Source organism: Legionella adelaidensis (assembly GCF_900637865.1).
Taxonomy (GTDB): domain Bacteria; phylum Pseudomonadota; class Gammaproteobacteria; order Legionellales; family Legionellaceae; genus Legionella_A; species Legionella_A adelaidensis.
Map to the genome: position 1 here is coordinate 25,225 of NZ_LR134429.1, position 19,499 is coordinate 44,723.

Below are 19,499 nucleotides of genomic sequence, written 5' to 3' on the forward strand. Positions count from 1 at the left end.
GGAGATAAGTAATGAAGGCGGTCATTTTAGCTGGAGGGATGGGAACACGTATTAGCGAAGAAACTATTTTAAAACCTAAACCCATGATTGAGATTGGGGGAAAACCAATACTCTGGCATATTATGAAGATTTATTCTGCCCACAATATTAACGAATTTATTATCTGTCTGGGCTATAAAGGATATCTAATTAAAGAATATTTCATTAATTATTTTTATCATATGTCTGATGTAACTTTAGACATGAAAGAAAATACAACCTTTATCCATCAAAGCTACTCTGAGCCTTGGAAAATTACTTTGGTTGATACGGGCGAGAATTCAATGACCGGAGGGCGTCTTAAAAGGGTCAGTCATCATTTGGATAATGAAGATTTTTGTTTTACTTATGGCGATGGGGTTTCCAATGTAGATATCACCAAGCTTATTCAATTCCATAAAAGTCAAAAAAGATTAGCTACGGTTACAGCAATTAAGCCTCCTGCTCGCTTTGGCGCGATTAATATTGAAAATAATAAAATTATTAACTTTCAAGAGAAGCCTTATGGTGGCAATGGTTGGGCCAATGGGGGTTTTTTTGTACTGGCCCCTCAAGTTATTGAATATATAGCTGATGATTCAACGACTTGGGAAAGAGAGCCAATGGAGCAGCTTACCAAGGACAATCAAATTTCAGCTTTTCAGCATGAAGATTTTTGGTATGCCATGGATACTTTACGAGATAAAATGTACTTGGAACAGTTGTGGGAAAGCAAACAAGCCCCTTGGAAAGTTTGGTAATGAAATTTTCTTTTTGGCAAAATAAAAAAGTCCTTATTACTGGGCATACTGGATTCAAGGGCAGTTGGCTATCTTTATGGTTACAACGGCTTGGTGCAGAGGTCGTTGGTTTTTCATTGAATCCTCCTACCGAACCCAACTTATTTACATTAGCTAATATAGCGAAAAGGATGACCAGCTTACTGGGCAATATTCGTGACTTTAATTCTTTAAAAAGCGTTATTTGTGAATTTGAGCCTGAAATTATTTTTCATATGGCTGCCCAGCCTTTAGTAGGATATTCGTATGAAAACCCTGTCGAAACATACTCCACTAATGTAATGGGGACCGTAAACCTGCTCGAAGCGGCCCGACATAGTCGACAATTTAAGGTCATTGTTAATGTCACTTCGGATAAGTGCTATGAAAACAATGAGGAACAAAAACCTTTTCAAGAAAGTGACAGGTTAGGTGGGCATGATCCTTATAGTAATAGCAAAGGGTGTGCTGAATTAGTCACGCATGCTTTCCAAAAGTCTTATTTTAGCTCCCCCGAGTCATTGGTTCGTTTAGCTTCTGTTCGCGCCGGCAATGTTATCGGGGGAGGGGATTGGGCAGAAAAACGTCTTATTCCCGATATAGTTCGAAGTTTTTTATTGAATACCACGCTTAATATAAGAAGCCCTAACGCTCTGCGTCCATGGCAACATGTTTTAGAATCTTTAAATGGCTATCTTCATCTTGCCGAAGCGCTTTTTACTTCTGAAGAATATGCCCAGGCTTGGAACTTTGGTCCAAATAGGGAAGATGCAAAACCGGTAGGGTGGATAATTGAGAAAATGCAAGAGCTATGGGGCAGGCGATTATCTATTAATTACCAGGATGCGGAATTTCAGGAGGCTTATTTTTTAACTTTGGATAGTACCAAGTCAAAAAACAAATTAAACTGGACGCCCCATTGGAATCTCGAGACTGCGTTAGTAAAGACCGTAGAGTGGTATAGAGCTTTTGAAAATAGAGAAGATCTTTATACTAAAACATGTCTTCAGATAGAGGAATATCAAAATGAACACTTCCAGTGAACGGAGGTTCTGATTTAAATCTCCTCTAACGAGGGCATTTTCGTCTGCATCGATGTTAGGTATTCATTGAAATGTTTGCCTACCTCTTCGTGTTTCAATGCCATTTCTACAGTGGCTTTCAGGTATCCCAATTTCGAACCACAGTCATACCGTTTCCCGGCAAATTGATAAGCAAGGACCACATTTTCCTTCAGTAGCTGTTGAATACCATCAGTTAACTGTATCTCTCCCCGGTTGTCTGGTTTAGTTTCTTTTAAATAATGGAAAATGTCAGAGTTAAAGATATATCTTCCCACCGCTGCCAGATTTGAAGGTGCTTGTTCAGGGGCTGGTTTTTCTACTACGTTCTTAATTTGCGAAATTACATGAGAAGAATGACTCACTTCAACAATACCATATTGTCGCACGTTTTCTTTTGCAACAGATTGGACCGCCACTAATGATTGACCATTTTCTCTGAAATAATTAGTCATCGCACTTAAACAAGGATGTTGGCTCTCGTCAATTAAATCATCGGCTAAAAGAACCGCAAACGGATTATCACCAATTACATGTTCAGCGCATAAAATGGCATGGCCTAAGCCAAGAGGTTGGTTTTGTCTAATATAAGTAAACTTTATACCAGGAGGAGAAACATTTTTTACTATTTTTAATAAGTTTTCTTTACCTTGTTCTTCGAGACGGGCTTCTAGCTCAAAATGGTTATCAAAGTGATCTTCGATGGCTCTTTTTGAAGAGCTGGTAATAAATATCATATGATTTAAACCCGCCCGCACGGCTTCTTCTACGGCGTATTGGATGAGCGGTTTATCCACTATGGGCAGCATTTCTTTGGGATTGGCCTTGGTAGCAGGTAAAAATCGGGAACCGAGCCCGGCAACAGGAAAAACTGCTTTTTTAATTTGCATCAGATGTCCAAAACTAATAAGGGAGTAAATTATACAATTTTTTAACAAGAATTTTATACTTTAAATTTTTTTGCGTCTTCAACCCCTGGTTGATCAAAGGGATTTATATTCCATAAAACACTTTGAACAAAAACCTTGTGTTCATAAAATGCTACGAGTGCCCCTATGGTAAAAGGACTGCAGTCCTTCAATATTATCTGAGTAAATGGGACATTAACCATCTGAAAAACATGTTTTTTACCCCTTACTGAAGCGCCTATTAATTCATTTTCATAGTTTTGTAAAGTTACTAGATCGGCGGTAATTTTATGCGTTCCCTGACAAAGGAGTTGGTAATAGCTATGTTCAGCTTGATTTCCAGAACTACCCCATAGGATTGGGCAGGTGGGGTAATTGACTTTCTTCCCTTCCTTATCGATGGATTTGCCATTACTTTCCATCTCGAGTTGCTGTACAAAAGGAATAAAATACTCCAATTCTTGGGCATAAGTTAACAGCAATAGGTTGTTAATATTTAAAAAATTAGTATTCCAAAGACCAATAAGCGCCGACAATACCGGTACATTTTTTTCGAAAGAGGTGGTGGTAAAGTGCTGATCGAGATTACGCGCACCGGCGATAATTTCTCTAAAATGAGGGACTCCCAAAGCAATTACAGTTATCAAATTTACCGCCGAACAAAAAGAGTAACGCCCGCCCACCCAGGACCAAATGGGCAGTACATGGACAATTTTTAATTCTTTAGCTCTTTCTATTTTTTCGGTAATTGCAATAAAGTGTTCTTTTAAATTGTTTTCTCCAATCCAGGCTATAGCTTTTTTTGCATTAAATAAGGTTTCCTGAGTCGTAAAAGACTTGGATGCAATAATAAAAAGAGTTGTTTCAGGGTTTAAGTTTTTTACGGTTTTTTCAAAACGTTTAGGGTCGGCATCCTGAATAAAATGAAAATTAATTCCCTCAGTAATATAGTCACTTAAGGCATTTATACAAAACCTGGGCCCTAAATCAGAGCCCCCAATACCAATATTAACCACATTTTCAATGGGTTTTCCGCTAAACCCCAGCCATTGCCGGGTACGGATTTTATTGGCGATTTCCTCCATCTCTCTTAAGGTTTTATGAATGGCGGGGATTATATTTTCGTTATTTACAAAAACGGACTTAGTTTCAGGTGCGCGCAAGGCAGTGTGTAATGCGGGCTTATGTTCAGTGGGATTAACGATATCTCCATTGAATAAACCTTTTATTTTTTCCTGTAAAGAGCAGGCGTCTGCCAGGGCGAATAATAGCTGCAAGGTTTCATCAGTTAAATTTTGACCGGTATAATCAAGTTGCAAGGCAGGATGGGTTGCAGTTCTTGGGGTTGCAGTATGATTAGAAATCTTGCTATTTAATGCGTGAGATTCTAATAATTTCCAAATAGTGGTTCTGGATGACATTATTAAAACATAAGATAATAAGAAAAGAGAGTATCATTATCGGGTGAAATAATAAAGATTTCACTATATCATATTAACACATGACAAAATGGCGTGTCATTCCCGCGAAGGCGGGATCTAGTTTCTGGCATGCCGCAATACTAAGCTACAATAGATCCCCGCCTTCGCGGGGATGACAGTTTTGCATATTTTAAAAATTGTCATGTACTAAGATATTATATGCGGACCTTTTTACTTAATATATTTATGCCTTACATACTTTCACTTCTTTTTTTATTTTCGTTTTTAATAACAGCGTATATACGCCATATGGCATTGCAAAAAAATATGCTGGATATTCCTAATGCAAGGAGCTCTCATGTTATTCCTACTCCACGAGGAGGCGGTTTGGGATTCGTTGTTTCTTTTTCAGGTATTGCGATTATTATATATTGGTTAAATTTTATCACGGTTCCTCTTTTAATGTGCTTGCTGTCCGGTTTGTTTATTGCTTTTATAGGCTTATGGGACGACCTCTACTCCATGTCTGCAAAATACCGTTTGCTGGCACATTTTGCCGCAAGTGCTTTTGCCTTGTACTGGCTGGGTGGAATGCCGGCAGTTAAAATTTTTTCTTGGAATTTTTCACCTGGTTTACTTGCCAATTTCGTTGCAATTATTTATCTTGTTTGGTTACTGAACTTATATAATTTCATGGATGGGATAGATGGTCTTGCCGGTATGGAAGCCCTTAGTGTTTGCCTGGGTGGTGCTCTTTTATATTGGGTAAATGGAAGCGATACCTACATTTTGCCCTTGGCATTAGCTGTTGCAGTAGCTGGATTTCTTTATTGGAATTTTCCGCGCGCCCGCATCTTTATGGGCGATGTGGGAAGTGGCTTTTTAGGGGTAACGTTAGGAATTTTATCAATACAGGCAGCTGGTTATTTGCCGCAATTGTTTTGGAGCTGGTTGATTTTGTTAGGTGTGTTTATCGTTGACGCCACGATAACGTTAATCAGACGTGCTATGCAAAAACGCAAGTTATTTGAGGCGCATCGTACCCATGCTTATCAACATGCCACACAGAAATTTGAGAGTCACAGTAAAGTTACATTAGCTATTTTAGGAATAAATATTTTTTGGTTACTGCCCTTGGCTTTTTTAGTCAGCCAAGAGTATGTAGAGGGAATTTCAGGGTTCTTAATTGCTTACGTTCCATTGGTTTTGCTTGCTATTAAATATAAAGCAGGGAAGTTAACTTAATAGAAAACAGATTTATCTGTGCAATATTAGGATAAAAACAAGCAAATATATTTATTTCCTTAAGGTTGCGTTAAGAAAGATTCGTTAAAATACAATCAGACAGTTAAATTTGATTGTTTTTTTTACTTCAGTTTTAGTTGCAGAGTACCATGGAAGTTATCTATGGAAGATTAAGCAGCTGCTAGTTAGGGAGATTATAAGTCATGTTGATTTTGACTAGACGAATTGGTGAAACGTTAATTATTGGTGATGATGTAAATATCACTGTTTTAGGTGTAAAAGGTAACCAGGTACGCTTAGGGATTAATGCACCGAAAGATGTTTCTGTTCACCGCGAAGAAATTTATTTACGTATACAGCAAGAAAAACAAGGTGACAACGACACCGACGAAACGGCTTAAAGTTATACATCACAGTCTGCTGTCCCGGCTTTGTCGGGGCAGTCCTTAAAGTCCGCCTGAATTGAAGTATCTCCTGATGATAATAAATGTAAACCTCTAATATTATTTTCAATTTATCCAACAAATAATTCTGAAATTTAAATCCCTCTCATATCACTCTCTTCATGGTAACGGTTCATTTTGGCTATTACTGTAATACCGGAGTTAAGTTATTTTTAATATAACCTTGATGTTATATAACGTGAAAGCTATATTTTACTTACGGATTAGCTTGCAATGTGGACGGTATTAACAGTAGAGCGTTTTGATGAATGATTTTTATCGTTGAATGAACAGATACAAATTAGTGTGCTAGCTATAGTTAATTACTCGAGGTAAAGGGTCCAAATTTAGGGCGGCTGCACGTTGACATTATAGAGCACACAAGACAAGTAAAGAACCTAAAGGAATTACGCATACAGCATCAAGGAAGACCATACAGAGTTTTCTTTGCATTTGATCCAAAACGAAACGCAGTTTTGTTGTGTGGCGGTAATAAAACGGGAAAGAAGCGTTTTTATGACATGATGGTCCCTATTGCTGAGCAAGAGTTTTTAAATCACTTGTCTTTAATAGATTAATTGAGGTACTTAATATGGCTAAACCCTTATCAGAGCTTATTGGAAAGGTTTCTAAAGATATTGAAATTGCAGCTGGTGCCAAAGCTGCTGAAATGCTTGCAGAAATGGATTTGGAGGATATAAGGAAAGCTCGACATATTACTCAGAATCAAGTAGCAAAAGCCTTGAATATAAAACAACCAAGTATTGCCCAACTTGAGAAAAGGAACGATATTTACATTTCAACATTGCGAAACTATTTATCTTCTATTGGAGCTAAACTTGAATTGGTAGCAAGTTTTCCTGATGGAACAAGGATATCAATTGCGGGCTTTAGTTATCTTAATTCTTCAAAAGTAAAGTGATTATTGCTCTCTAATTGAAGTATCTCCTGATGATAATAAATGTAAAACACCTTGGTCATCCCTGAGTTTGAGTTGGCCTAACTCATTTATTCCTTGTGCTATTCCTGTGTATTTTCCAGAAATGTGACTTAGGGTGATTTTTTTGCCATAGAGATAATCGTATTTTTTCCATTCGTCCATGAATGTTAATAACCCTTCTTGAGAAAAGCGGGAGAGATAGTCCGAGAGAGTGGTTAATAGTTTGGCAATGATTGCGTTTCTATCAAAATGTTTCTGAGTTATTTCCAAAAGCGAGCACCAGGGTTTGTCGGCTAGGGTAATTGTTTGGGTATTAGTGTTAACGTTCAAGCCAATGCCAATAATGACTTCAGCTCCTCCGTGACTTTCTCCGTTAATTTCAATTAGTGAACCGCATAGTTTTTTATTATTCCATAAAATGTCATTCGGCCACTTAATAAATAAGTTTTCAGAGGTAAAAGAAGTCAGTGTTTTAATTAATGCGAGGCTTACGATCAAGCTTAAACCCGAGAGACAGGAGAGATCGTTATGGAATTGCCAGCGACTAGAGCAATAAATATTTTCCCCAAAAAGTGAAACCCATTTTCTGCCAAAGCGGCCTCTACCCTCTGTCTGGGTTTCTGCACAACATACCTCCACACTGTCAGTAGGAGGGATTTTTCTTAAATAAAGATTGGTAGAGTCTATTGAGCCATAAATATGAAAAACAAAGTTATTGACTAAAGCCTTGGGTAACAGCGCTTGTATGACTTTCGAGTCTAATAAAGTCAAAGGGCCATTCAGCTGGTAGCCTTTTTGAGGTAAGCTATTGATAGTTAAGCCCATCGTAGCGAGTTGTTTTATATGTTTCCAGACAGCTGTCCTACTTACCCCTAACAGTAAGCCTAAGTCTTTACCACTATGGCATGCGCCGTCACCTAATTGATTGAGTAAGGTAATTTCCAAGCTTGTTAATTTTTTCATAAAAAGTCTTCGTATGTTGCTTTAAAATAATCAATCCTTTCTACAGCTGGATTATAACAAATAGCCCCTGAACAGGCTGATTCTGGCATAAAGGTTTTAATTTTCCATGATAGGTTAAATTTAGGATCAATCAGTAAAATTTCTTCACCAGGTAAATGAGGTAAATCAAATTGTTCTGTGGGGTAGCTTAATCCAAGACCACAGGCCTTAATTAAGGCCTCTTTTTGCGTCCATATGTGAAAAAAACTTAAAGGTTGCAATATTTGGTTTTCTTTTTCTATAGCGAGTGTTTCTTTAGCTGAGAAAATATTCCTGGCTATTCCCAAGTAAGGTCTTGGAGAGAAGTATTCTATGTCTATACCTAAAGGAAAGTCTTTACCTACAGCTAACAGTGCCAAATCTTTAGAGTGCGTTAGATTAAATTGTATAAAAGGGGAATTTTTTACCGCCGGCTTGCCATGTAAATTATATTCAAAAATAACCTCCGAAGGTAAAAGGTTTAAATATTTAGATAAAATGGCTCGCAGCATAGAGCGGCTGACTATAAAACGGCGCTGATGGTGCTTAAAATGAAATCGTTTTGCCCTGTCCCTTTCTTCATTGTTAAGTACAATTAGGGCTTGGGAAGGCAGTTCAGCTAATGAAAATCGCCAAATGTCTATTCTTTGCGGGTTAAGAGAAAATGCTGATGGAAAAGGGGATTCAGGATAGTACATGTGGCTTTGAAAATAACTTATGGGTATAATTCGATGTTATTGTATAACATAGCTGCCGTTAACCAAAGAGCCACCAATGAGTCATCAATTTTTAGACTTTGAGCAACCCATTGAAGAATTAAACCAAAAAATTCAAGCCTTACGCATGGTAGGGACTGATAATGAAGTCAATTTAAGTGAAGAAATTGCTCGTCTTGAAACAAAATGTAAGGAATTGACTGCAAATATTTTTTCTAGTTTAGAGCCTTGGCAAGTTGCGCAAATGGCTAGACATCCTTTGCGGCCACAAACTACCGATTATATTGAACATTTATTTACCGATTTTCAAGAATTACACGGTGATAGGCATTATTCCGCTGCCCCCGCTATTATTGGAGGACTGGCACGTCTCAACGGCGAAGGAGTAATGGTTCTGGGACACCAGAAAGGGAAACGCACCAAAGAAAAAGTCTATCGAAATTTTGGTATGGCAAGACCTGAAGAATACCGCAAAGCACTGCGTTTGATGAAACTAGCGGAAAAATTTCACTTACCTATTATTACTTTTATTGATACTGCAGGAGCGTATCCCGGAATTGGCGCCGAAGAAAGGAATCAATCAGAAGCCATTGCTCGCAATTTAATGGAAATGTCTAAACTTAAGACCCCTATTTTATGTGTAGTTACAGGAGAAGCAGGCTCAGGCGGTGCTTTAGCCATTGGAGTAGGGGATAGAGTAATCATGCTTAAATACTCCATATACTCAGTTATTTCCCCAGAGGGTTGTGCGTCTATTTTATGGAAGGATCCAGCCAAAGCCAGTGAAGCAGCGCGTGCTATGGGTATTACCGCTGACAAAATTTATGAAAATAAGTTGGTTGACTTGGTAATTGACGAGCCTTTGGGTGGAGCCCATCGAAATGTGGCTGAAATGGCTAGCAGAATAAAGCAGGTATTGGTAGATGAGCTTACCTATTTAAAAGAGCTATCCACCGAAACACTTTTAAATAATCGTTATCAAAAATTTATGAAGATGGGTGCGAGTGAGTAACGGGCTAGTTTCCAGTTATTTTCTAGAAATTTTTAAGCACAGCAATAAAATTTATATCGGTTATAGCGGAGGGCTTGATTCCACTGTTTTGCTGTATGCCCTGAATCAAGTGCCTTCTTTGAAAAAAAAACTTTGTGCTGTTCATGTACACCACGGGTTATCTGTAAATGCCAACCATTGGGTTGAGCATTGCCAGCTATTTTGCAAAGCCCATTCCATACCTTTGATTACTAAAAAAGTTCAATTTGATCGCTCCTGTAATATTGAAGAAAATGCCAGAAAGGCTCGTTACGAATGTTTCTCTTCCTTGCTAAAAAAAGAGGATGCTTTGGTATTGGCTCATCACCAAGATGATCAAGCAGAAACGTTGTTATTAAACCTTTTCAGAGGAGCTGGTGTGGATGGATTGGCTGCCATGGCTCCAGTACAAACGTTTAGTATAGGCAAATTAATAAGGCCTTTCTTAGACTTATCCAGAAGTACATTAGAAAAATATGCTGCGGAAAATACTTTAAATTGGATAGATGATCCGAGCAATCAAGATCCCCGATTTGCGCGAAATTTTTTGCGTCAAACCATTATCCCTCAGCTAAAAATACAATGGCCGGCACTTTCCGAGAGTCTGAGTAGGACAGCTATGCACTGCCAAGAGGCCAAACTCAATCTGGAAGAGCTTGCACGTGTGGATTGTCCTGATTTAAAAAATAGGAAGGAAACCCTCTCATTAGTAGACTTAAGCCAACTTTCTGAGTCCAGGTTAAAAAATGTTTTACGCACTTGGCTTAAAAACAATCAGATTAAGTTACGCTCTGCCGATCTTTTGCAAAGAATTATTGAGCAAGTTATTTTTTCTGAAAAAGACTCGCAAGCATGTGTGCAGTGGAATGATATTGCCATAAGACGATTTCAAGATACGTTGTATAGTATTAAAGGCAAAGAAGAACCTTTCCAGAATATGGCGTGGAAAAATTTTCCAAGACCCATACAGGTTGGCAATAAAAAGTTAAGTGGAAAAAAAGCACAGTCCGGCCTTTTTGTTCCTCCATACAGTCATCTTGAGGTAAGGTTTCGTGAGCAAGGAGAGCGATTTATTTGGCATGGCCAAACAAAGTCGTTAAAAAAATTATTTCAAGAATGGAAGGTTCCTCCCTGGCTTAGAAATACAATTCCGTTACTTTATATTAATAATCAATTGGCAGCTGTAGTAGGGTGGGCGATTAGTGATCCTTTTTTTAGGCCTAACCCTCCCTATACTTATGCTCTGGAATTCGAAAGCACGGATCCGGATTGTCTGGAGACGTAGTCCGGTCCGCAATTTCAGGCTTTTTTGATGTCACTTACATTTTAAAATACTTTAAGTAGTGAAGCTGATTTCACATTTTGCAATTATCTAGAAAGCACTCTTTCTCCAGAGTCCATTGCTGTAGGAGCGTTTTCATCAGAACGTGTGAATTTTTTAATTTGCCCTTCAGAAATAAGCTGGGTGACAAATTGTATATTTTCGGCATCGTCTTGAGTAATTTCCATGGAATCGGCTTCGGCTAAAAATTTTACTTGTTTAGTCCCGAGTACTTGAGGATTGCTTTGAATATAGCGGTCAGAACGAGTTATATAATCGTTAACAAAACCCTCGTAAACAGATTTACCGTTTAACATTTCGAGCTCGCACAGGTCGGCAAAATGGGCATTGACCCTGCCATACTTATCCACACCAAACTTCTCTCCCAAACGTTTTTTAGCAGACTGTTTTACCCGAACCAGGTGCTTAGCGTCTAATTCATCACGGTCCGCTTTATATTCTTCGGGGCAAGTATCTACTTTTGCTTCCCTTTTCGCTGAAGTAGTTACTCCGGTTTCCATCTCATCTTTATACCGAGCTACTTTTCCTGATAAAGTTGAGGTTTTTAAAGTTTGATCGTCCAAGTGTTGGATATGGCATTGATAGGGATCAGATCCTACGTATTTTTTGCCTGGGGCTACATGCCAGCCTGTAAATTGTAATAACATTTTTACAATACTTTTCAATCTACTGGGTAACCAGGGGGACTCGGTAATCATGTCGCAAACGGCTGCTTTGAACGATTTAAAAGCATTGTTCATAATGACACGAATTTTTACGTCGGCTTGGCTTTCAAATTGTTTTTTTACCTCGAGAGCTATGCCTGCACCATAACAGTCTCCCTGCAAAATAATATCGTCAGGATGTACTCCTTGTTTAAGTAAGGAAAGAACGACTGCCATACCGGCATTGATTAAATCATTTGCTTCTTTTACCCTGCCCGTACTTCTACCAGTACCGGGAAAGTTAAATGCGTGTACGGTAGCTCCGGTTTCATGAGCAGCCGTGCTGATATCGCGAAAGCAAGCTTGATAATAAGTATTAGCCCCGGGAAAATAAACAATATGTTTCCCTGTTCCCGGCTTTGCTCTCTCGCCTTCTGCTTCATTGATAGCGGGTGGTTTGCATTCCAAAACTTCCAGCGCGCAAGAGTCACCATTGCTTAATTTAGAGAGAACCATGTCTAATTTAAAATCTAATCCCTTAAAAGCTTGATAATATTGTGCTTTTGAATCGGTTTTTTGTGTATGCATAAAATCGCTAAAGGCATCGTTAGGGTTAGCTCCCTTCGCACCATAGCCTTTACTTTTGTACCAATCACCCGTTCCCACGGGAAATAAAAGATTGGCTACAAATTGTTGCATACGACTGTGAAAGAAGGAGCTTGTCTTTACTTTCTTGGCCATTTTATTATACCTTTTCTTATTAACTGCATAAAAATATAGCAGGGAAATCTTAAAGAAATATTAATTAAGAGCAAAAAGTTATAAATGATAATAAAATGGGTAGTAAAAGGTCAAATTGAATTGATGATTACAGAGAAATTTAGAGAATGTCGAACCCCTTAATTAATATTTCCTTACGTCAAGCCTATTGGTATGCATCCTTTCTGGTTCTATACGAATTTCTCACCTATATTGCCAACGATATGATTATGCCGGGCATGATACAGGTGGTTTCCGGGTTTCATGGGCCGGAATCAGCGGTGGCTACTTCTTTAACCTTATATATTTTGGGTGGGGCAAGCTTACAATTATTTTTAGGCCCTCTTTCTGATCGCTTCGGTCGACGACCGGTTATGATTTTTGGTGCAGTTTTATTTTTTATTTGCACGGTTTTTATCGCAGCTTCGCAATCCATGGAACAATTTTTGGCTGCTCGTTTTTTTCAAGGCATGGGTCTTTGTTTTATTGGGGTAATTGGTTACGCGACTCTGCAAGAAATTTTTGCGGAAATGGATGCGATTCGTTTAATTGCCATTATGGCTAATGTTTCTATATTAGCGCCTCTTTTAGGTCCTGTATTAGGTGCTTTATTTATTCATTATTTTAATTGGCGGTTTATCTTCATAGTGATTAGTTGCTTTGCCCTTGTAGCCTTATGGGGATTATGGCGATTTATGCCAGAACCGATAGGACAGAGGAAAAGAGATGGAGAGATGATTCAAAGGAGTTCGTTAAGTCCGCGCGTTGTTCTTTTTAATTATTTGCAATTAATTAAGAATAAGAATTTTATTTTCAGTTCTATTGCTTTAGGTGTGGTCGGGGTGCCATGCGTAGCCTGGATTGCGCTTGCTCCGGTTATATTAATTGCTGACGCAAAGCTCTCCGTAATTACTTATGGTCTTCTGCAAATTCCTGTATTCGGCGCTTCAATTGTCGGGAATTGGTACCTACATAAAATGACAAGGAAAGATACGTCTCTACAGAAGATGATTAAATCCGGGACTATAGTATCGGTAGTTAGCCTGGTTATGATGTATATATTACCCCTCCTGTTTAATGCCAGTTTTCTTTATATTATGCCGGGTTTAATTGTTTATTTTTTCGGATTATCGGTTAGCAGCGCTCCATTAACGCGCTACGCGCTTTTTGTTACTTCTGTGACTAAAGGAACCGCCTCGGCACTTATGAATATGACGGCCTTGCTTATTCAAGCAGGAGGAGTGGAGTTGGCAAATATTTTATATCAAAACCATAATAATATTCTTTTTGGCCTGTATTGTGCTCTTTGTGGGTTTGTTTTTTTGGTTTTAGTGTTGGGGTTTAATAGAAGCAGCCGTTCTAAAAAATGCGTTATCCCCACGGAAAAATCTCCGCTCTCCTAAGAATTCATTACAGAAAGGGCTTATGTAATAATTTCTTGCTGTTTTTGTGATAAAATAATCACTTTGTTTATTTTTTACCGGAGTATGTATGCTTTCCATGAGAAGTTTGTCAAAAAGGCCCATTGAGAAGATAGATTCTGAAAAAGATCTAAGCCAAACTTCTGCGGCTCCTTCTTTTGATAGAAAAGTAAGGGTTGGCGCACGAAAATGTATACCTCCGGAAATACGAGACATTCTCACGGGACAACTTTGTAATAATCCTTATCCAGATGCTGATACATATAAAGCATGGTCAGCTGAGCTGACGCAAAAATGCGGCTTTGAGGTTTCAGTTAAAAAATTAAGAAAATGTGCAGATGATTTTCGTAACAAGCTTCAAAAAGGAAGAGTTGAGATCCCCACTTCTCTAAAAAAGCCAGGCAGACCTTCGCAAGGTATTCTTTCAGCGCGGAGTAGCCTTTTTGCAACACATAATCCTCGGTTATTTGGGGAGATGGATGCAGCGGCAGCACCTGAAATATCACAGGAAGTGCCCCAAGTAACAATTACTGATGTAAGACAGCAATCCTGCCAAGTTATCGATGCGGGAACTATAGTTCAGGCTCCGCAATCCGCTCCTAAACGAGTTAAGATACCTGCACCACCTTCCCTGTTAGGGCTTTATAGTTTGTTTAGCCTCTCGCAGCATTCAACATTCACGCCTCACGAGTCAGGGAAATATACTCCCTAAAGCTTATTGCCGTTCTATAAAAATTCTTCACCGACCGGGGGCATTCCCCCTTATAGAATGAAAATGCAGTATATTTATAGAATAGGCAGCGTAAAATGAGTATTATGCCTGTCTTTAAAAAAAATAAGATAGGAAATTGTTATGCTCGTTGCAGGGGTTGATGAAGTGGGTAGAGGCCCTTTGGCAGGGCCAGTAATAACTGCGGCTGTAATTCTTAAAGCTCCCATTGAAGGGGTCACGGATTCAAAGCTATTAACACCTACTCGCCGCCGTGAATTGGCAGAGCAAATTAAAGAGCAAGCCATTTGCTATGCCTACGGGCGAGCAGAGGTAGAAGAAATTAATGAATTAAATATTCATTATGCTACATTATTAGCGATGAAAAGAGCCGTTGAAAACATGGCTATTACACCGCATAAAGTTCTGGTGGATGGCAAACATTTACCTCAAGTTTCGATTCCTTGCTATGCCATTGTAAAAGGGGATCTATTAATTCAAGATATAAGCGCTGCGTCGATTCTGGCTAAAGTACATCGAGATGAAGAAATGGAGCGTATGGATGCAGTGTATCCGGGATACGCATTTGCCAGCCATAAAGGCTATAGTACAAAATTACATCAACAAAAGTTAAAAGAGCTAGGTCCTTGTGATATTCACCGCAAGAATTTTTATTTTGTTGCCCAAGCTTTAGAATTAATGGAGCAACTGTCTTAAAAGCAGTTGCTTCCATTAAACACTCCATGAATTGTTTTTTTTGTGAACATTATTGTAACCTCGCTCCTATCCTCTTTTATTGTTATCGACTGAATAATTACTTAATTATTTCTTAATATGTGCGTGATAAAATGCTCACTTTGTTTATTTTTTATTGGAATATTTATGGATCCTATACCTACATCCAAAGCAGTTAAGAACCCTGTTGTACGTGAACGTCGAAGAGTGTTGCCTTCAGAGGTACAAGTAATTCTTAAGGAAAAACTCTCTCAGAACCCTTATCCCGATGCTGCGACATATAAGGCATGGTCAACTGAGCTTACGCAAAAATATGGTTTTGATATTACAGTTCGTAAATTATATAAATTTGCAGAGAATATCCGCAGGAGGGAAATGCAAATAGCGATACCTGATCCATTTAAAACACGAGGAAGACCCTCGCAACGGCGCCTTGAAGAGCGGTCATCCCATTTCTCAAAGCGACATAGTCCTCAACTATTCTGTGAGCCACCTGAGGGATGCACAGCGGCTGCAGCCGCCCCTGTCCCAGGTATATCTGGTATATCTGGTATATCTGGGACACGAAAAGTAACAGTTGCTAGAGGTAGACCTTTGTCTAAAGAGGTACAGCAATTTCTCAATGCGCAGTTTAAAAAAAATCCCTATCCCGATGCTGCCACCTGTCAGTCCCTGTTAACTGAGCTGAAGGAAAAATATGATTCTGTGATTTCTGTTAAGCGATTAAAAAAATATGCAGATAACTTTCGGATGAACCGTAATCAGGCTGAACAAGTAGAGATTCCCCAAGAGTTAAAAAAAGGGGGGAGACCCTCTCTAGCCCTACTTAAAGCGCGGGCTGCACATTTCTCACGTGTGGGCAAAGACGATTCAGCTGCAGCTGCAGCACCGGTTCAATCTCAGGAAGCCCCAATAGTAGTAACAGTTACTACAAGCCGAAAACATGCCCGGCAAGTTACGGATGCAGTCACCACAACTGGATTTGAGGAAGAAAATCCCCATCGCTCTGCTTTTAAACGCGTTGAGGTTCAGAAACCCCAACAACCTGATTTGAGGCAAGCTGCCTATTATGTAACGGCTCCAAGAGTAGGGCAAAACCCTTATTCTTTATTCAGTACCTCTCGAACAGCATCAGGTCCCGTAGTTATGCCTCAAGACCTAAGCGAGGAATTTAACGCGGTGGATCTAAAGCAGTAAGGTTGGCTGGTTGTTGGCTCCAGACAACGAATTCTTAATTGTGAGGTTAGGGGTAATGTAGGTTGGTGCCAACGGCCCAACAAAACGATCTTGAGAGTTCCAACCTACATTAACACGTACATAAATGGATTTTATTATAACCTTGCTCCTATCATCTTTTTCACTGTTATTGCTACATACTCTATTTAATAATTCCTTAATATTTGTGTGATAAAATGAACAATTTGTTTATTTACTGGAGAATATATGTTTCCTGCACCTACGTCAAAAACAGTCAAATACCCTGTTGTACGTGAACCTCGAAGAACTTTGCCTGTTGAGGTACAAACTTTTCTGAAGAAAAAACTCTCTGAGAATCCCTATCCTAAAACTGTGACATATAAGGAATGGTCAGCTGTGCTTAAGGAAATTTGTGGTTTTGATATTACAGTTAAGAGATTAAGAAGATTTTCGGATAATTTCCGTAATAAGGTTAAACAAATAGAGATTCCCCAAGATTTAAAAAAAAAGGGGAGACCCTCTTTAACCCTTATTAAGCGCGGGCTTCACATTACTCTAAGAAGCCTGGATCAGAACTATTCACTATGTCAAGTGGAGGCGGAGACGATTCAGCTGCAGCCGCAGCACCGGTTCAATCTCAGGAAGCCCCAAAAGTAACAGTTCCTACAAGTACTACAAGCAGAAAACATCCTCGGCAAGTTACGAAAGCAGTCAATAAACTGGGGTTTGAGGAAGAAAATCCCGATCGCTCCGCTTTTAAACGTGTTCAGGTTCAAAGACCCCAACAATTTGACTTAAACCAAGTCTATTATGTAGCTTTTCCAATCGCAACTGCAGCACCTGTTATATTACCGGAAGTGCCCGTACCACCTACTGATGTACAGCTATCCCGTCAGGTTACCGGTGCGGAACCAATAATAGCGCAAGGAGAGGCAGTCCAGCATTCTCTTCTAACCCCAGGTGAGGTACCTGCACCACCTTCCTTACTCTCCAGAATCTCTAGACCACCTTTACCAGAGGCTAGACTTTATATAGGTGTAGGTGAATCTTATAGATTTTTTTCCCCGCAGCGGCCATCAGATCAGGCTCCGACGTTATGCCATCCCAAGCCCCATGTGTGATGGACTTTACGAGGTAGTTCTAAAGTAGTACCGTTGTCTGGTTTTTTTGAGACCAGACAACGATCCTTAAGTGAATATAGCTGGCCAAAAGCGCTTTCGAGTTGGATGTTGGCTTTGGCGCCAGGTACATTAAATACTACATTAATTGGTTACTTAGCCATAGTTTTATCTGTGTTCTTAGCATGGGTAAAGTTACCACTCCATTTTTAAGAATTTGGTTATGGAATTGGCGGATATCGAATTTATCTGCTAATTTCTCTTTTGCTAACGCGCGTAAGTTTTCTATTTCCAGTTTACCGAGCATGTAAGAAGTGGCTTGTCCGGGGAGCATAATGTAACGGTCTACTTCCCCTTCTATTATATTTTTGCTTAAAGCCGTATGCTCACTTAAATAGTCTATTGCTTGCTGCCTGGTCCAGCCAAAAGCATGAATCCCGGTGTCTACTACTAATCGACTCGCTCTCAATGATTCATTCGAAAGCATACCTAAACGGGAAATTTCATCCTCGTATAAACCCATATTATCAGCGAGTCTTTCTACGTATAAAGCCCACCCCTCGCCATATCCTGCATTCCAGAGATAGCGATTGATCACCGGAATAGAAGTGTTTTCAAATTGAAGGGCAATTTGGAAATGATGTCCCGGTATTAACTCATGAAATAAAGTAGCTTCTTGGTCAATGCGGCTTCTTTTTTCTGGTTGGTAAGTATTAATATAAAAAATACCTGGGGTGCTACCGTCTTGCGCTGGAGGATTGTATTCTCCCGATGCGCCTGTTTTAGCCCGATGAGGGGGATAGGGCTTAATGATCCCAGGCACTTTGGGCATTAAATCAAACCATTCAGGAACTTTTGCCTTTGCTTTGTCTAAAGCTTGATTATTATAATTCAATATTTCTTGTTCGCTTGTAAAATAATTTAAAGATTCCTCTTTCCCACGACGAAATACTTCAGCCATGTCTTCCGTTTCATATTTTTGTAGCCCAATCGCTGCAACTTCTTTTTTTAACTGTTTTATATAGTGAAGCCCAAGAGCATGGATTTCATTTGGAGAGATATCCAAGGTAGTTTCTAATTTCAACTTTGCTTTGTAGCAGGCAATGCCTTCAGGTAATGTGCTTACTCCAATAGAATCCCTCGCTTTGGGTAAATATTCTTTTTGTAGAAAATCAATATACTTCTGTAGAGAAGGATTTATTTGGGTGGCAATAATTTCTTTAATCTCTTTTTGAAATTCACGATCATTATCTTTGCGTGCAAAATCAAAGAAAGGGGAATCTTCTATATTGCCTTCTATCATTAGATTTATTTGCACAATTACGCGTTCTACGGCGGGTTTTGGGGCCGTATAGCCTGTTTTCATGCCTTCACCCAAATTAGCGATTTGTTGGTCTACAACTTGCGGGAAAGTTTTCCATCGTTTTAGGGCTTTTTGCCGGAGTAGGTCATTCCCTACGGGTTGTTTTTGCGCAACGGTAACTAGTTGATTATGCCAGCCAAAAGCGGGGTTAACATCCCACAGCTGGCTTTTACAGACTCTCGCATTTTTATTATTTTCCAAGGTTTGTTGTAAGAGAGAGTAAGTAATTTTTTCCGACTCGTTTAGTTGGGTGAGATCGGTTTGCTTAATTTGCTCTAAAAAATGATCTTCTTGCGCTTCCCATTCTTTTATTCCTTTTAGAGAGTAATCAGTAAAGCGATCAAGCGGGGTATCTACTTTGCCCCAAAAAGAACCTAGCTCGGGAAAATGATTAAAGAGACTTTCTTCATATTGGGATATTAGTTCTGCAAATTGACTATTCATGTTCTCACGCTCACGATCGTTTGATTCGGCAAAAATAAAACTGCACTGAATGAGTAAAAAGAGCCCTACAAAACGACTTAATATTTTGGTTTTCATAAGATACCTTCTACTCAACGAATATTATTAAATAAAATACGGTGGGAACTTATAGACATTAAAATGCCAAAATTGGCCAAAAAAGTAACCATTGCGGTTCCCCCATAACTGACCAAGGGTAAAGGGATC

The 19,499-nt window shown here is 39.2% G+C and carries 19 protein-coding genes and 1 pseudogene; 13 read left to right on the forward strand and 7 right to left on the reverse strand.

What is annotated here, in order from left to right:
* The first annotated feature begins 11 nt into the window (after nt 1-11).
* Together rfbF and rfbG are read left to right on the forward strand one after the other, a co-directional pair.
* Nucleotides 12-779, forward strand: coding sequence for a glucose-1-phosphate cytidylyltransferase (gene rfbF, locus EL206_RS06760; RefSeq protein ID WP_058461766.1), 768 nt, complete (start codon nt 12-14; stop codon nt 777-779).
* Nucleotides 779-1,840, forward strand: coding sequence for a CDP-glucose 4,6-dehydratase (rfbG, locus tag EL206_RS06765; RefSeq protein ID WP_131739711.1), 1,062 nt, complete (start codon nt 779-781; stop codon nt 1,838-1,840). The genes rfbF and rfbG overlap by 1 nt, the downstream gene beginning before the upstream one ends.
* 14 nt (nt 1,841-1,854) lie before the next feature.
* On the opposite strand, the gene galU is transcribed toward rfbG, so the two are convergent.
* Together galU and EL206_RS06775 are read right to left on the reverse strand one after the other, a co-directional pair.
* Entirely contained in the window at nt 1,855-2,748 is an 894-nt protein-coding gene (gene galU / locus EL206_RS06770; RefSeq protein ID WP_058461765.1) for a UTP--glucose-1-phosphate uridylyltransferase GalU, read from the reverse strand.
* Between the two features lie 53 nt (nt 2,749-2,801).
* Nucleotides 2,802-4,187, reverse strand: a complete 1,386-nt coding sequence (locus tag EL206_RS06775) for a glucose-6-phosphate isomerase (protein WP_058461764.1) — start codon at nt 4,185-4,187, stop codon at nt 2,802-2,804.
* Nucleotides 4,188-4,433: 246 nt separating this feature from the next.
* Between EL206_RS06775 and EL206_RS06780 the strand changes: the two genes are divergently transcribed.
* From EL206_RS06780 to EL206_RS06795, 4 genes are all read left to right on the forward strand, one after another.
* The gene (locus EL206_RS06780; RefSeq protein ID WP_058462370.1) at nt 4,434-5,432 is read left to right on the forward strand and encodes an MraY family glycosyltransferase; all 999 of its coding nucleotides are present in this window, start codon (nt 4,434-4,436) and stop codon (nt 5,430-5,432) included.
* 203 nt (nt 5,433-5,635) lie between these two features.
* Nucleotides 5,636-5,833, forward strand: a complete 198-nt coding sequence (csrA, locus tag EL206_RS06785) for a carbon storage regulator CsrA (protein WP_058461763.1) — start codon at nt 5,636-5,638, stop codon at nt 5,831-5,833.
* Nucleotides 5,834-6,246: 413 nt separating this feature from the next.
* Nucleotides 6,247-6,453, forward strand: coding sequence for a type II toxin-antitoxin system RelE/ParE family toxin (locus EL206_RS06790; RefSeq protein WP_331879716.1), 207 nt, complete (start codon nt 6,247-6,249; stop codon nt 6,451-6,453).
* A gap of 14 nt (nt 6,454-6,467) precedes the next feature.
* On the forward strand, nt 6,468-6,797 hold the full coding sequence (locus tag EL206_RS06795; protein WP_058461762.1) for an XRE family transcriptional regulator: 330 nt from the start codon (nt 6,468-6,470) through the stop codon (nt 6,795-6,797).
* Here EL206_RS06795 and EL206_RS06800 read toward each other — a convergent pair whose 3' ends face one another.
* Together EL206_RS06800 and EL206_RS06805 are read right to left on the reverse strand one after the other, a co-directional pair.
* On the reverse strand, nt 6,798-7,778 hold the full coding sequence (locus EL206_RS06800) for a biotin--[acetyl-CoA-carboxylase] ligase (protein ID WP_058461761.1): 981 nt from the start codon (nt 7,776-7,778) through the stop codon (nt 6,798-6,800).
* The gene (locus EL206_RS06805; RefSeq protein ID WP_058461760.1) at nt 7,775-8,494 is read right to left on the reverse strand and encodes a 4'-phosphopantetheinyl transferase family protein; all 720 of its coding nucleotides are present in this window, start codon (nt 8,492-8,494) and stop codon (nt 7,775-7,777) included. Before EL206_RS06805 ends, EL206_RS06800 begins: the two co-directional genes overlap by 4 nt.
* Nucleotides 8,495-8,570: 76 nt before the next feature.
* Between EL206_RS06805 and EL206_RS06810 the strand changes: the two genes are divergently transcribed.
* Together EL206_RS06810 and tilS are read left to right on the forward strand one after the other, a co-directional pair.
* Nucleotides 8,571-9,524, forward strand: coding sequence for an acetyl-CoA carboxylase carboxyltransferase subunit alpha (locus tag EL206_RS06810; protein WP_058461759.1), 954 nt, complete (start codon nt 8,571-8,573; stop codon nt 9,522-9,524).
* The gene (tilS, locus tag EL206_RS06815; protein ID WP_065310928.1) at nt 9,517-10,827 is read left to right on the forward strand and encodes a tRNA lysidine(34) synthetase TilS; all 1,311 of its coding nucleotides are present in this window, start codon (nt 9,517-9,519) and stop codon (nt 10,825-10,827) included. Before EL206_RS06810 ends, tilS begins: the two co-directional genes overlap by 8 nt.
* Before the next feature lie 83 nt (nt 10,828-10,910).
* Here the strand turns inward: tilS and sdbB are convergent, their stop codons facing one another.
* Complete coding sequence (sdbB, locus tag EL206_RS06820; protein WP_058461758.1) at nt 10,911-12,269, reverse strand: Dot/Icm T4SS effector alpha/beta hydrolase; 1,359 nt, start codon at nt 12,267-12,269, stop codon at nt 10,911-10,913.
* A gap of 146 nt (nt 12,270-12,415) precedes the next feature.
* Between sdbB and EL206_RS06825 the strand changes: the two genes are divergently transcribed.
* The 5 genes from EL206_RS06825 to EL206_RS06845 all read left to right on the forward strand — a co-directional run bounded on the left by EL206_RS06825 (nt 12,416) and on the right by EL206_RS06845 (nt 17,470).
* Complete coding sequence (locus EL206_RS06825; RefSeq protein WP_058461757.1) at nt 12,416-13,690, forward strand: MFS transporter; 1,275 nt, start codon at nt 12,416-12,418, stop codon at nt 13,688-13,690.
* 97 nt (nt 13,691-13,787) lie between these two features.
* On the forward strand, nt 13,788-14,420 hold the full coding sequence (locus EL206_RS06830; RefSeq protein ID WP_131739713.1) for a hypothetical protein: 633 nt from the start codon (nt 13,788-13,790) through the stop codon (nt 14,418-14,420).
* A 141-nt stretch (nt 14,421-14,561) separates the two neighbouring features.
* Entirely contained in the window at nt 14,562-15,134 is a 573-nt protein-coding gene (rnhB, locus tag EL206_RS06835) for a ribonuclease HII (protein WP_058461755.1), read from the forward strand.
* Between the two features lie 165 nt (nt 15,135-15,299).
* Nucleotides 15,300-16,349 carry a hypothetical protein gene (locus tag EL206_RS06840; protein WP_058461754.1) on the forward strand — a complete coding sequence of 350 codons (1,050 nt, stop codon included), beginning with the start codon at nt 15,300-15,302 and terminating at the stop codon, nt 16,347-16,349.
* 584 nt (nt 16,350-16,933) lie between these two features.
* Entirely contained in the window at nt 16,934-17,470 is a 537-nt protein-coding gene (locus tag EL206_RS06845; RefSeq protein ID WP_058461753.1) for a hypothetical protein, read from the forward strand.
* A gap of 136 nt (nt 17,471-17,606) precedes the next feature.
* Here EL206_RS06845 and EL206_RS06850 read toward each other — a convergent pair whose 3' ends face one another.
* Both EL206_RS06850 and EL206_RS06645 read right to left on the reverse strand, forming a co-directional pair.
* On the reverse strand, nt 17,607-19,370 hold the full coding sequence (locus EL206_RS06850) for a DUF885 domain-containing protein (protein WP_232048531.1): 1,764 nt from the start codon (nt 19,368-19,370) through the stop codon (nt 17,607-17,609).
* Between the two features lie 14 nt (nt 19,371-19,384).
* Nucleotides 19,385-19,498: pseudogene (locus tag EL206_RS06645) on the reverse strand (FtsW/RodA/SpoVE family cell cycle protein); the annotation flags it as partial.
* Nucleotide 19,499 lies beyond the last annotated feature (1 nt).